This window comes from Mycobacterium sp., from assembly GCF_049278535.1.
Classification (GTDB): Bacteria; Actinomycetota; Actinomycetes; order Mycobacteriales; family Mycobacteriaceae; genus Mycobacterium.
This window is the reverse complement of sequence record NZ_JBAPMI010000218.1, coordinates 1-13915: the sequence shown is the minus strand read 5'-3', so window position 1 is coordinate 13915 and position 13915 is coordinate 1. Positions and strand designations below refer to the sequence as shown.

Below are 13915 nucleotides of genomic sequence, written 5' to 3'. Positions count from 1 at the left end.
GAAGAATGGCGCGCCTGCTGGCCGTCGTCCGCCGATTCCGAACTCGAGCCCGCCGCGGAGCCCGAAGATGCCGCCGCGCCTGCCGAAGATGCCGCCGCCGCGCCTGCCGAAGATGCCGCCGCCGCCGAGCCCGAGGAGCCAGCCGCCAAAGATGCCGCCGCCGCGCCTGCCAAGCCCAAAAAAGGCCAAAAATCGAATTAACGCCTGCGAAAGCAACTGCTGGCGCGGTGATGTTCGACACGCCCGGTGGCGGGATTCGTGCCCGGTTAGATGCAGCTGGGGCGTAGGTCATTATTGCTGCACAGCCGGGGTTGGCCGGCTACCTGGCGTTCACGGCCGGGTGACCTACTCGATTCCCATGGGACCATAGTTGAGGAAATCGTTGGTTTAGGGGTGTGTTGTGTCGCCGGTCCGTTGGCTGCGCGCGTTGGCCGTCGTAGGCGCAACAGCGCTGCTGTTGGCATCAAGCTGTTCATGGCAGCTGGGCCCATACATTCCTAAAGGCGTCCCGCCGCCACCCGGGGCCGTGGTACCGCCGGTCGATACCCACGCCAAAGGTCGCCCCGCCGACCAACTGCATGCCTGGGCCGCCGCGCGCGCCGCGGCGATGCGGATTCCGGTGACGGCTCTGGAGGCCTACGGCTACGCGGCGCGGGTCGCCGAGGTGGAGAACCCGAACTGTCACCTCGCCTGGACCACTCTGGCCGGAATCGGGCAGGTGGAAAGCCACCACGGCACCTATCACCACGCGACGCTGTTTCCCAACGGTGATGTCCGACCGCCGATCAGGGGTGTTGTGCTGGACGGAACCAACGGCACCATGCGCATCATCGACAGCCAGCCGGGCGGTATGGACGGCGAGCCGGACACCGTGCGGGCGATGGGACCGATGCAGTTCATCCCCGAGACCTGGCGTGAGTACGGCGTGGACGCCAACAACGACGGCGTGATCAGCGTCGACAACATCGACGATGCCGCGCTGTCAGCTGCGGGGTATTTGTGTTGGCGGGGGAAGGATCTGGCCACTGCGCGCGGGTGGATCACGGCGCTGTGGGCCTACAACGACTCCGACGTCTACGCCCGCGCCGTTCGCGACTGGGCCACCGCCTACGCGGCAGGTCATTGGCTCTGACACGCAGGCCTTAGGCTACTGGCAGTTACCGACCGGACGACACAAGGAGAACCAGTGCCGATTATCGAGCAGGTCGGGGCCCGTGAGATCCTCGATTCCCGCGGCAACCCGACAGTCGAGGTCGAGGTGGCCCTGATCGACGGGACCTTCGCGCGGGCCGCGGTGCCCTCCGGCGCGTCGACCGGCGAGCATGAGGCCGTCGAGTTGCGCGATGGCGGCGACCGGTACGGCGGCAAGGGCGTCAAGAAGGCCGTGCAGGCCGTACTCGACGAGATCGCTCCGGCCGTGATCGGCCTGTCCGCCGACGACCAGCGACTGGTCGACCAGGCCCTGCTGGACCTCGACGGCACCCCGGACAAGTCCCGGTTGGGCGCCAACGCCATCCTGGGTGTCTCCCTGGCGGTCAGCAAGGCCGCCGCCGATTCGGCCGAGTTGCCGCTGTTCCGCTACCTCGGCGGGCCCAACGCCCACATCCTGCCGGTACCGATGATGAACATCCTCAACGGGGGCGCGCACGCCGACACCGCCGTCGACATTCAGGAGTTCATGGTGGCTCCGATCGGGGCGCCCAGTTTTTACGAGGCGCTGCGCTGGGGCACCGAGGTCTATCACGCACTGAAGGCGGCGCTGAAGAACCAAGGACTGTCGACCGCGCTGGGCGACGAGGGTGGATTCGCCCCCGACGTGCCCGGAACGAAGGCGGCGCTGGATGTGATCAGCCAAGCCATCGAGTCCGCGGGTTTCAAGCTCGGTGCCGACGTCGCATTGGCGCTCGACGCGGCGGCGACCGAGTTCTACACCGACGGCACCGGTTACGCGTTCGAGAAGAACACCCACACCGCCGATCAGATGACGCAGTTCTACGCGGAGCTGATTGACTCCTATCCGCTGGTATCTATCGAAGATCCACTGGCCGAGGATGATTGGGACGGCTGGGTGGCTCTGACGACGGCCATCGGGGACCGGGTGCAGATCGTCGGTGACGACCTCTTCGTCACCAATCCCGAACGGCTGGAAGAAGGCATCGACAAAGGTGCGGCAAATGCCTTGCTGGTCAAGGTCAACCAGATCGGGACACTCACCGAGACGCTTGACGCGGTCGCACTCGCCCATCACAGCGGCTACCGGACGATGATGAGCCACCGCAGCGGGGAAACCGAGGACACCACGATCGCCGACCTGGCGGTCGCGGTGGGAAGCGGACAGATCAAGACGGGCGCCCCGGCGCGCAGCGAGCGTGTCGCGAAATACAACCAGCTGCTGCGGATCGAAGAAGCCCTCGGCGACGCCGCCCGTTACGCCGGAGATCTGGCCTTCCCCCGCTACACGCCCTAAGCCCGGAAGCCTCGCCCCGATGCCCGAATCGAAACGGCCAGAACCGAAGCGGCGCTCACCGGCCCCGCGTCCGGGGCGGGGTGGCGACTCAGTAGCGGGCCGGCCGCGCAAATCGACGGCGGCCCGTCGTGGGCCGGCCGGGTCACGTGCGATGCCCGAGGTTGTCGAGCCGATTAAGCAGGCGATCGCCGAATCGGCTGAGCTGCGTTCGGATCAGCGACTGGGTCTGACCGCGCGACGGGCGGCGATCCTGGCTGCCTTGGTCTGCGTGCTGACGCTGACCATCGCCGGACCGGTGCGCACCTATTTCGCGCAGCGCACCGAGATGAAACAGCTAACCGCATCGGAAGCCGCACTGCGACACCAGATCACCGAACTCGAACAGCAGAAGGGCAAGCTCGCCGACCCCGCCTACGTCGCGGCACAAGCCCGTGAGCGTCTGGGCTTCGTCAAGCCGGGCGAGATCCCCTATCAGGTCCAGCTTCCGCCGAACGCGGCGCTGCCCGCCGACCCGGGGTCGGCGCCGACGGCCGCCGCCACCAACGACCCCTGGTACACCTCGTTGTGGCACACCATCGCTGACAGCCCGCACGGCCCGCCGACGCCGGCCGCACCATCTCCACCCGCACCCGCGCCGCCCGGTCCATTGCCGCCCGGTCCATTGCCGCCGAATCCCTTACCGCCCGGTGGTTGATCCCGCCGACCTGGATGTGGTCGCCCGCCAGCTCGGTCGCGAACCGCGCGGAGTGCTCGCCGTCGTCTACCGGTGTCCCAACGGTGAGCCGGGCGTAGTGAAGACAGCGCCGAAACTCCCTGATGGAACGCCCTTTCCGACGTTGTATTACCTGACCCATCCGGCCCTGACCGCTGCGGCGAGCCGGCTGGAGACAACGGGAATGATGCGAGAGATGACACAGCGGCTGCAGTCCGATCCCGAATTGGCCGCGGCCTATCGACGGGCACACGAGTCATATCTGGCCGAGCGTGATGCGATCGAACCGCTGGGGACGACATTTTCCGGCGGTGGCATGCCTGACCGGGTCAAGTGTCTGCACGTGGTGATCGCGCATTCGCTGGCCAAGGGCCGGGGAACCAATCCGTTCGGCGACGAGGCGCTGGCGGTTCTCGCCGTCGAGCCGTCGATGGCAGGCATCCTGACGCCGGGGGAGTGGACATGACCCGCCACGGCGACGGAGCAGAGCGTAGCGATGAGCAGGAGCGGCGCTGATGAGCCGCGCGACCCGGTTAGCCGCAATCGACTGTGGCACCAACTCGATTCGGCTGCTGATCGCCGAGGAGTTCGACGGAAAGTTGCGCGACGTGCATCGCGAGATGCGGATCGTGCGACTCGGCCAGGGCGTGGACGCCACCGGTCGCTTCGCGCCGGAGGCGTTGCAACGCACCCGGTCTGCGCTTGTCGACTATGCCGCGTTGTGCACGGCCCACGGCGTCGACCGGATACGCATGGTCGCGACGTCGGCCACCCGTGACGCCGGTAATCGCGACGTCTTCTTCTCGATGACGGCCGATGTGCTCGGCGACGTGGTGGATGGTGCGGTCGCCGAGGTGATCACCGGTGCCGAGGAGGCCGAGTTGTCCTTCCGTGGTGCCGTCAACGAATTAGATTCGGCTGCTGGTCCTTTCGTCATTGTTGATCTCGGTGGCGGGTCGACCGAGGTCGTGCTGGGGACCAGTACGGCGCAAGCAAGTTATTCGGCCGACATCGGCTGTGTGCGGCTGACCGAGCGCTGCCTGCACTCCGATCCACCCACCCCGGCCGAGGTGGGCCTCGCGCGCGAGGTGGTTCGTGAACGGCTCGGCGAGGCGTTACGCGTCGTTCCGGTGGAACAGGCCCGCACCTGGGTCGGTGTGGCCGGCACGATGACGACGGTTGCCGCACTCGCTCAGAACATGACCACGTATGACTCTGCGGCCATTCATCTTTCGCGCGTCGGAGTGGATCGGTTGCTCACGGTCTGCGACGGGCTGATCGCCATGCCCCGGGCACAGCGCGCCGCTCTGGGACCCATGCACGAGGGGCGGGTCGACGTGATCGGCGGCGGCGCCATCGTCATCGAGGAACTGGCATTGGCCCTGCGCGAGCGCGCCGGTATCGAGGAGTTGACGGTCAGCGAGCACGACATCTTGGACGGCATCGCGCTGTCGATCGTCGGCTGAGCTAAGCCAACGGCCGGTTCCCGGAGGAGATTTCGAGCAGTCGCTTCTTCTGCTCTTTGTACTCTTCCTCGGTCAGATAGCCGCGCGCGCGCTGCCCGGCGATGTCGCGGATCGCGGCCGCGACTCCGGTGACGACCGTCCGCGGTGCCGGCGACGCTTCGACGTCTTCGTGTGCGGGAGGGTCCGCGGGGCGCCCGGTCAGCCGAGCCGGCTTACCGCTCTCCTGGGGCTCGCCGGCGGCTGGCGGGCCGGCCATGGCCTGACCCGCCATACCGCCAATTCCCATCTGGTTGAACGTGTTTGCCGCACCGGCTTCGGCGGCCGGCGCGGCCGCGGCGTTCGTGGTGGCGAGCGATGTCGTGAAGGCGGTCGGTTTCACCTCGGGTGCGGCCACGGTCCATCCCGATGGCACCGACAATCCACCAAGCGATTCCGCGTCCGCCATGCCCGCCGATATCGCGGACGCGGCGTTTGGGCTGGGGTTGAGAATGGTCGCCGGGAAGTCATACGAGGGGATACCGCTTCGCCTGATGAACGGGTCGTCGCCGTTCCAGTCGCTGACGATGCGGTCGGCGTGCTGACCAGTCTCTGAATCCACTATGGCGTACGGCAGGTCGACCGGCCCGGCCGCGATGTCCACCGGTATGACCGCGGCAAAAAACGTCAGATCCGATGGCACCGAGACGAAGAGCGTGATCAGGTCGCTCAACAGGTTCAACGGAACGGTGGCAGCGGATCCGGTTGCTGCCGAGTCGGACGTCGCCAGGCCCTGCAGGACATTCGGGACCGCGGAAAAGGCTTGCTGGGCAGACGAAACGACGCTTTGCACTTGGCCGGCGGAGGTGGCCTGGCTGGCCGTTGCCGCCTGACTGGCCGACGACGCGGGATCGGTGTTCTGCTGCGGCTGGGTGAACGGTGACAGCGACGTCGCCGATGCCGAGGAGGCCGCGTAGCCGTACATCGCCGCAGCGTCTTGCGCCCACATCTCGGCATACTGGATCTCGGTGGCGGCGATTGCCGGCGTGTTTTGCCCAAAGAAGTTGGTAGCCAACAGCGCTGCCAGCAGGCTACGGTTGGCCGCAATCATCGGTGGTGGCACCGTTATCGCGAACGCGGTCTCGTAACCGGCGGCCGCGGCGTGCGCTTGGGCGGCGGATTCCTCAGCCTGCGCGGCGGTCGCTCTCAACCATTCGACAAAGGACACTGCCGCGGCGCTCATCGACGCAGACGACGGGCCCGACCAGGCGCCGGATGTCAGCTCCGACACGACCGATTGGTAGCCGCTGGCCGCCGTGTACAGCTCGTCAGCGAGCGCTACCCAGGCTTGCGCAGCGGCCAGCATCGGCCCCGATCCCGGACCGGAATACATCCGGCCGGAGTTTATCTCCGGCGGATAGAAACCGAAATCCATTGCTGCGCATTCCTTTTCCAGACGACTGAGGTATCCGCCAGACGGCGGTGGGCGTGTCAGCGGCCAAGCAGGCGATTCTTCTGCTCGGTGTACTCGTCATCGGTCAGAATGCCCTCGTCGCGAAGCTTGGCGAACTCGCGCAACTCGGCGGCGACTCCGGTGACCACGGTCCGGGGCTTGGTCTCTGTGGCATCATCGCCACCAGTTGTCTTGCGGTCAGCGGTATTTGGCGCCGCGCTGGTGCGGGCCACCGCGCCGGCGCCTTGGGGTGCCTTGCCACCGCGACCGACGCCGGTGCCAACTGTCCCGGCCATGGCCCGGCCGGCCATCCCGGCCAGCGCCATCTCGCTCAAGGCGCTTCCGGACGCGCCGGATTCCCCGGCGACGGCGCCCGCGGCTGCTTCCGGTAGCGCCGGCAATGTCACTGCGGTCGGCTTCACCGCGGGTGTGGAGATGGTCCAGGTCGGCGGTACCGACAATCCGCCTACCGAGTTCGACTCGGCCAGCCCGGCGGCGACGCTGGGCTTGGGCGTCGGCATTGCGCCTGGCTGCAAATTCAGCAGCGGCGCAGGGAACGGTTCGACAGGTGCGGGCCCTTCACCCGGCCAGGTTTGCTCCCCATTCCATCCACTGACGATCCGGTCGGTGTGGGTACCGGTCAATGCGCCGACCACGTCGAAGGGGAGGGCGACAATCCCCAGGCTTCCCAGCGGAATGTCGGCCGCGAACGTCGCCAACCCCGCCGGTAGGTCGATGAAAATCGAGATCAGGTCGGCGATCGTGCTCAACGAGTCGCCGGCAGCGGCGGGTGCCGCGGCCGCGCTCTGCAGTGCGTTGGGCACCACCGAGAAAGCTTGCTGGATTGATGACACGGCGTTCTGCGCGTTGCCGGCCGCCGTGCCGGTGGCCTGGCTGACCGCAGCTGACTGACCGGCCGTGCCGCCGGGGTTCGTGGTCTGCTGCGGTGGGTTGAACGGCGTCAGCTGGGTGGCGGAAGCCGATGACGCTGCGTAGCCATACATCGCCGCCACGTCCTGGGCCCACATCTGGCCGTACTGCGCTTCGTTCGCCGCGATCGCCTGGGTGTTTCGGCCGAACAGGTTAGTGGCGATCAGGGTCATCAACTGGCTGCGGTTGGCCGCGACCATCGGCGGCGGCACCGTCGCCGAAAACGCCGTCTGATAGGCGGCGGCCGCGGATTTGGCCTGGGCGCCGGTCTCCTCGGCCTGCGCGGCGGTGGCTCGTAGCCACGCCGCATAGGACGCTGCCGAAGCACTCATCGTCGCTGAAGCGGGGCCCTGCCAAGGGCCGGCGGTCAATCCCGACACCACGGACTGATAAGAGTTGGCCACCGATTGGAGTTCGGCGGCCAACGTGTCCCAAGCCTCAGCGGCTACCAGCATCGGTCCCGACCCGGCGCCCGCGTACATGCGAGCGGAGTTGATCTCCGGCGGGTAATTCCCGAAATCCATGGCTAGCCAACCCCTCTAATTCCCGCGGTCGAGCCGACCAGGCATCCGGTCGTGGCCGCGCCATTGACCGTTGGGTGAATGGTGGCACGCGCCAGGACCTTTGTCGCTACCGAGTGCGGCGCGTCGTCAGCCGATGTCGGCGACGCCAGGGGCGTCGCGGCGGGCGCGTCTGCGCCGCTCACGGTGCTGCGGAACTCCGGCAAATTCGCCAGCGGGTGCTTGCGACATAGGGGCTCCTCGGTCCCCGAAAGCATGTTTTCCCTTTCCGATAAAGGTTGAGCAGGCCGCCTAATTCGTGGTGTCTAGCCGTGGGAATAATGTTCTCACCAGCGGAGTGTCCCGTCCGGCGGGTATTTCATTATCAGTTCTTAAAGCGGGTCGGACAGATAATCGCGCCCACTCAATGATGCATTGCGGTAGCGATCACGTATAAGTCTCAGGTTAATCCTTCGTATTTTTCAGGTTCATCAAAGCTTTGACCAGCGTTTTCTCCCCCGGCGCAACGGTTGGCCCGAGTCTAAGCGGTGGCTGACGGCATCTCTCCCCGGCAGGGGGCTCTCCAGCGAGTTGCCAGGTTTCCGTAAGGATGCTGTACGGGAGCGTGAAATACCGATCTGGTGACGCTCAGCCGGTGCGTGCTTGGCGGCTGGCGTCGGCATCCTGCTGTTGTGCGGGTGGTTCCTCGGCGTCGTCCGGGCGTTCCGGATCGGCAACGGCGTGCCGGGGCGGCAATCCCTTACGCAGGGTGGCCACCAATTCCCGGTACGGGCCGACCAGGTACACGGTGTCACCGCCCCGAAGCCGCCCCTCGTGGCGAGGGCGCAGATCGATCGGGGAGTCCTCCCGGTAGATCGCGATCACGCGCGTCTTGCTCGACAATTTGCCCATCTGCAATCCGTCGAGTTCGCTGCCGTCGGCCACCAGCATCGCACCGACCATGAACGAACTCTGGCCGATCGAGAAGGTACCCAGCACCTCGACACCCATCGCGGCGCCAATGAACCACGGTGCGGCAAGTGCGACAGAGGAGCGGACGTTCTCGAAACCGAACCGCTGCGCGACCGCCAGACCCAGCGCACGGTCGTACACCCGGAGCACCACCGAAACCTCAGCGCGCCGGTTGATTCTGGGCATCACCCGCGGCCCGAGCATCTCGGCCAGCACGATCCCGGTCTCGATGTTGATCATGTCGTCGCGGGTCAGCACGGCCACTGCGCGGGCGCGTTCGACGCGCGCCGCCTCGAGCGTCTGAACCAGTGTCGCGTCGCCGAAGATCACCGGCACGTCGAGGGCGCGTGCCGCCGACAAGAACCGGTTGTCCTCGTCGATCTCGATGACCGCTACGTCGTGCCCGGACGCGAGCAGGTCGGTAACCACCCGCATGCCCAGCGCACTCAGGCCGACGACGATGACGTGGTTGCGCAAATGGCGTACCCGCGGGCGTGCTGAGGCGAAGACGAAGCGGCGGGACAGCAGCACGTCGGCGATGAATGCGACCAGCAACGCGATCGTGGTCGCGCCACCGAACATCAGCATGGCGGCGAACAGGCGGAGCCATGTTTCCTGATGAGCGAAGCTGAAGTCGCCGTAGCCCGTTGTCGTGATGGTCTCGATGGTGAAGTACAACGCGTCGACCCACGTCATTCGCGGATGCCGATAGTTGTAGTGCAGCAGCATCATTGAGATGACGATGAGAGTCAGGGCAGCCGCCAGGGCCGGATAGAACGCCGGGTTGAAGTCGTTGACGACCGTCCGTACGCCGTCGAGCAGTCGTCGTAGTCGCGCTCGCTGTGATCGCGTTTCGGTTGGCCGCCGGATCTTGAGACCGCGCTCGGCCGACTCGTCGGCGGTGCCGATCATCACCACACGGTCCCCTGCGAGCACCCGTTGATTTCGGGTCGGGCACACCTCGATCTCGCCCGGACTGGATGAGTTCTCCCCGTGGATGATCGCCACTGGGGCCAGGTCGCCGTAGATCTCGCGAAGCGTCGCCGCGCGTGGTGCCTCGCTGCCCGAGACCAGGAACTCAACCCCGGCCGCCTCGAAAGGGTGGGCTCGCCGCGCCAGGCATGCCTCGACCACCGACGGCGCGGTCAAGTCGGCGACATCGAGGATCGCGCCGGGCCCGTTCTCGTCGGCCATCGCCGCGCGCAGCACGTCATTTGCCAACCTGGCGACCACACGTACGGAGGGATTGGCCCTCCTTGCCAGCAAGGCGATTTCGAGGTTGACGGCATCGTCGTCGCCGGCACACACGACTGCGAGCGCGTCGTCGATCTCGGCTCGGTCTAAATCTTCAGCGACTGAGGTGAACTCGCCGTCGTCCAGTCGGACAACGTTCGCGCCGGCGCTTTCCATCTCCTCGATGATCGTGGTGGCCAGCGCATCGTCACCGCTGACAATGATGTGATGCTGCATACTCTCATCCGCCACTGGGGTGTACCTGATTGCGATCGAGCCGGAGACTTCGCGCGGCTGCGCACCCGCTTTGCTGACGCCGCTACCAGTACAGGCTACACCACGACATTGTCGATTCCGGCCGCAACATTCAATTTTGCTGGCACGGAATGTGACTCGTCATGTCGTGACGACACAGGCGGTCGCATCGCAGCGCGAATCCATTCTCGCGCAACCCATCACACCTCGAAGCGGTAGCCCATGCCCGCCTCGGTCAGCAGATGGGCGGGACGCGACGGGTCGTCCTCGAGCTTGCGCCGCAACTGCGCGAGAAAGACGCGCAGATAATGGGTTTCCTTGGCGTACTTGGGTCCCCAGACCTCTCTGAGTAGCTCTTCGCGACCGACCAGCTTGCCGCGATTGCGCACCAGCATTTCCAGCATGCCCCATTCCGTCGGGGTCAGATGGACTTCCTCGCCGTTCTTGATGACCCGTTTGGCCGAGAGGTCGACGAGAAACGACTTCGTTTCCACGACGGGGTTGTCCGCGCCGGTAGCCACCGCGGCCCGCCGCACCGCGGCCCGCAATCGAGCCAACAGCTCGTCCATGCCGAACGGTTTCGTCATGTAGTCGTCAGCGCCCGCGTCGAGTGCGCCGACTTTGTCTGAGGAATCGGTGCGAGCGGACAGCACGATCACCGGAGCCGTCAGCCAGCCGCGCAGGCCGGCGAGCACCTCGATACCGGAGATATCAGGCATGCCGAGATCCAGGATCACTACCTGGGGTGGGTGTTCGGCGGCCACCGCCAATGCGCGGGACCCCGTCGGGGCGGTGATCACCTCGTAGCCGCGTACCGACAAGTTGATGCGCAGTGCGCGTAGCAGCTGGGGGTCATCGTCGACCACCAGCACCCTAGTCACGAACGCCGCTCCTCGTCATCGCTGGGCTCTGCCTCGTCGCCGGCGCGGTCATCGGCGGCCCTCGTATTCGTCGCTGCGGCCTGCGCTGTCGCCGGCGCGGCCAGATCGACCAAGATCGTCAGCCCGCCGCCGGGAGTGTCGCTCGCAGTGATGGTGCCGCCCATCGCCTCGACGAATCCTTTGGCCACCGACAGGCCGAGGCCCAGACCGGTGGTCGTGTCGAAATCGCCGAGCCGCTGGAACGGCTGGAACATCTGCTCGGCGGCGCCTTTTGATACTCCCGGGCCTTCGTCGATAACGTTGATCAAGACCCGGTCTCCGACCTGTCCCGCGTTGACCCGCACCATGCTTCCCGGCGCGTAGTGCAGCGCATTGTCGATCAGGTTTGACAGCACCCGCTCCAGCAGGCCGGCATCGCCCAAGGCGACCGTGCCACCGTCCTCCACCTTGACCCGGTCGATGCTGGCCCGTCCGTAAATGGTGTTGCGCCCCCCGATGCCGATGAGCGCGCGCTGCACGACCTCTTCGAGGTAGACCTCGGTCAGCTCTGGCCGCACCACGCCGGCCGCCAGCCGAGACGAGTCCAGCAGGTTCGCCACCAGCAAGGTCAACTGATCCACCGATTCTTCAATAGTGGCAAGCAACTCACCGGTGTCCTCCGGGGAGAACCAGACGTCCTCGGCGCGCAGGCTGGATGCCGCGGCCTTGGCGGCAGTCAGCGGAGTCCGCAGGTCGTGGCCGAGAGCCGACAGCAGCAGCCGGCGCAAGTCGTCTGCTTCGGCGAGCGATTTAACCTTTTCCGCCTCTTCGGCGAGCTCGTCTCGTTTGACCAGACCAGCGGCCTGGGTCGCAACGACGGAGAGCACCCTGCGGTCGCGGCCGGTCAAAGCGCGCCCGGACATCAATAGCCAGAACTCCTCGTCGCCGACCTTCACCGCAGTGTCAGCGGCGTCGACTTTCACGCATGGATTCGCGCCAACGCCCGCGACCGCTACCGGGTGGCCCTCGACCTCCCGCACCAGACACACCGCGCGCTGGGAGTATGCCTCGCGCACCCGCTCCAGCAGCGTGCTGAGATCGGCGCCACGGAGCACGGACGAGGCGAACAGCGAGAGCAGCTCGGCCTCCTGGCTTGCCCGCCTGGCCTCTCGGGCCCGGCTGGCCGCGGCGTCCACCAGCACGGCGATCGCCATCGCGATCCCGAGCAGAAGCACGATGGTCAACAGGTTGCTCGTCTTGGCGACGGTCAACGAGTATCGCGGTTCGGTATGGAAGTAGTCCAGTAACACCCCGGACACTGCCCCGGCCAGCACAGCGGGCGCCACACCACCGAACAACGCGACGCCGATCACCCCGGCGAAGAAGATGGCGGATTTGCCGCCGATGTCGAGCGTCGGATCCAACCGCATGGTGACCGCCAAGATGCCCCACGGGAGGGTGATGGCGGCGAGCCAGGACATCAGCTGGCGCGCGCGTGGCGAAATAGCCGAGAACGGCAAGCCGCGGTTGGCCTGCTCGTGGCTGACCATGTGCACGTCGATCTTGCCCGAGTTGTTGATGGTCGCCGCGCCGATTCCCTCGCTGAAGATGCTGGCCCATCGCGACCGTCGAGAGCTGCCGAGAACCAGCTGGGTGGCGTTGGTCTCGCGGGCGAAATCCAAGAGCGCGCAGGACACCTCCTCACCGACCACGATGTGGACGGTGGCTCCGATGCTGGCGGCGAGCTCGCGCACCTTGCCCATCTCGCGTGGCGATACTGCGGACAGTCCGTCGCCGCGGACGACGTGCACCACCATGAGTTGGGCGCTTGACTTCGACGCGATGCGGGATGCGCGGCGTACCAAGGTTTCCGACTCCGGGCCGCCGGTGACCGCGACCACCACGCGTTCGCGCGCTTCCCAGGTATCGGTGATCTTCTTGTCGGCGCGGTATTTCGCCAATGCGGAGTCGACTTGGTCGGCAAGCCAGAGCAGGGCGATCTCGCGGAGTGCGGTCAGGTTGCCTTGACGAAAGTAGTTCGAGAGCGCGGCATCGATGCGTTCGGACGGGTAGACGTTTCCGTGGGCGAGCCTGCGCCGCAACGCTTCCGGTGTGATGTCGACCAGTTCGATCTGGGCCGCTTTCCGGACGACTTCGTCGGGCACCGTTTCGCGTTGTTCGATGCCGGTGATCTGTGCGACGACGTCGTTGAGACTTTCCAGGTGCTGGATATTGAGTGTCGAGATCACCGTGATGCCGGCGTCAAGCAGTGTTTCGATGTCCTGCCAACGCTTTCCATTGACGCTGCCGGGGATGTTGCTGTGTGCGTATTCGTCGACCAGGGCCACCTCCGGCTTGCGCCGCAGCACTGCCTCGATGTCGAGTTCGGGAAACATGCTTCCGCGATAGGAGATGTAATGCGGCGGTATGGCTTCGATGCCCTTGACTAGTTCGCCGACCTTTTTGCGGCCGTGGGTCTCTACGACCGCAGCGACGACGTCGGTACCGCGCTCCAGTCGGCGGTGTGCCTCGCCGAGCATCGCGCAGGTCTTGCCGACACCCGGTGCCGCGCCGAGGTATATGCGCAAATCGCCCCGTCGCTGCGACTGCACCAGGTGGCCAAGCGCTTCTTCCTGGTACGTGGTGTGCACGGAACGCGGCTCGTCGGGGCCCCTCGCCGGTGGAACCGCCGGTTGGTTGGTGGAAGTCACATGGACATCATCCACCGGGAAGGTCAAGACTTCACCGGGAGTTCGCGGTCGAGCTGCAGATTGAGCGCCACCACGTTGACCGTTGGCTCGCCGAAAACGCCGAGCAGGCGGGCGTGCTGATTGTGGCTCACCGCAGCGCGCACCTGCGCCGCGCTGATTCCGCGGGTGCTGGCCACCCGCGCCACCTGAATGTCGGCGTATGCCGCAGAGATGTCGGGATCCAGACCACTTGCGCTGGCGGTGACGGCATCGGTCGGCACAACCGGGTGATCCGGCGCCGCCCCGCGAACCGGGACGATCTGACCGCTCGAGTAGTCCTGGCCATATTGGGCGCACTGCACCCGCACGCCTTCGTAGAACTGTTGGAACGCCGACGCGGG

12 protein-coding genes are annotated in these 13915 nt (G+C 66.2%); 6 read left to right on the top strand and 6 right to left on the bottom strand.

What is annotated here, in order from left to right:
• The 6 genes from WAO18_RS15250 to WAO18_RS15225 form a co-directional block, all read left to right on the top strand.
• A partial coding sequence (locus WAO18_RS15250; protein WP_422207094.1) for a hypothetical protein occupies window positions 1–201 on the top strand: 201 nt, incomplete at its 5' end.
• Between the two features lie 199 nt (window positions 202–400).
• Window positions 401–1132 (top strand): lytic transglycosylase domain-containing protein, encoded by a 732-nt coding sequence (locus WAO18_RS15245; RefSeq protein WP_422207093.1) that lies wholly within the window; start codon window positions 401–403, stop codon window positions 1130–1132.
• A gap of 54 nt (window positions 1133–1186) precedes the next feature.
• Window positions 1187–2467, top strand: a complete 1281-nt coding sequence (gene eno / locus WAO18_RS15240; protein ID WP_422207092.1) for a phosphopyruvate hydratase — start codon at window positions 1187–1189, stop codon at window positions 2465–2467.
• 19 nt (window positions 2468–2486) lie between these two features.
• Window positions 2487–3161 (top strand): FtsB family cell division protein, encoded by a 675-nt coding sequence (locus tag WAO18_RS15235; RefSeq protein ID WP_422207091.1) that lies wholly within the window; start codon window positions 2487–2489, stop codon window positions 3159–3161.
• On the top strand, window positions 3154–3645 hold the full coding sequence (locus WAO18_RS15230; protein ID WP_422207090.1) for a DUF501 domain-containing protein: 492 nt from the start codon (window positions 3154–3156) through the stop codon (window positions 3643–3645). Before WAO18_RS15235 ends, WAO18_RS15230 begins: the two co-directional genes overlap by 8 nt.
• 49 nt (window positions 3646–3694) lie before the next feature.
• Window positions 3695–4645, top strand: coding sequence for an exopolyphosphatase (locus tag WAO18_RS15225; protein WP_422207089.1), 951 nt, complete (start codon window positions 3695–3697; stop codon window positions 4643–4645).
• A gap of 1 nt (window position 4646) precedes the next feature.
• Here WAO18_RS15225 and WAO18_RS15220 read toward each other — a convergent pair whose 3' ends face one another.
• From WAO18_RS15220 to WAO18_RS15195, 6 genes are all read right to left on the bottom strand, one after another.
• The gene (locus tag WAO18_RS15220; protein ID WP_422207088.1) at window positions 4647–6056 is read right to left on the bottom strand and encodes a PPE family protein, SVP subgroup; all 1410 of its coding nucleotides are present in this window, start codon (window positions 6054–6056) and stop codon (window positions 4647–4649) included.
• A 56-nt stretch (window positions 6057–6112) separates the two neighbouring features.
• On the bottom strand, window positions 6113–7528 hold the full coding sequence (locus WAO18_RS15215; RefSeq protein WP_422207087.1) for a PPE family protein, SVP subgroup: 1416 nt from the start codon (window positions 7526–7528) through the stop codon (window positions 6113–6115).
• 624 nt (window positions 7529–8152) lie between these two features.
• Window positions 8153–9946: an NAD-binding protein gene (locus WAO18_RS15210; RefSeq protein ID WP_422207096.1), complete on the bottom strand. Its 1794-nt coding sequence runs from the start codon at window positions 9944–9946 to the stop codon at window positions 8153–8155.
• 218 nt (window positions 9947–10164) lie between these two features.
• Window positions 10165–10845, bottom strand: coding sequence for a response regulator (locus WAO18_RS15205; RefSeq protein ID WP_422207086.1), 681 nt, complete (start codon window positions 10843–10845; stop codon window positions 10165–10167).
• Window positions 10842–13436, bottom strand: a complete 2595-nt coding sequence (locus WAO18_RS15200) for a DUF4118 domain-containing protein (protein ID WP_422207095.1) — start codon at window positions 13434–13436, stop codon at window positions 10842–10844. Before WAO18_RS15200 ends, WAO18_RS15205 begins: the two co-directional genes overlap by 4 nt.
• 122 nt (window positions 13437–13558) lie before the next feature.
• Window positions 13559–13915: potassium-transporting ATPase subunit C (locus WAO18_RS15195; RefSeq protein WP_422207085.1), on the bottom strand; the 357-nt coding region annotated here is incomplete at its 5' end.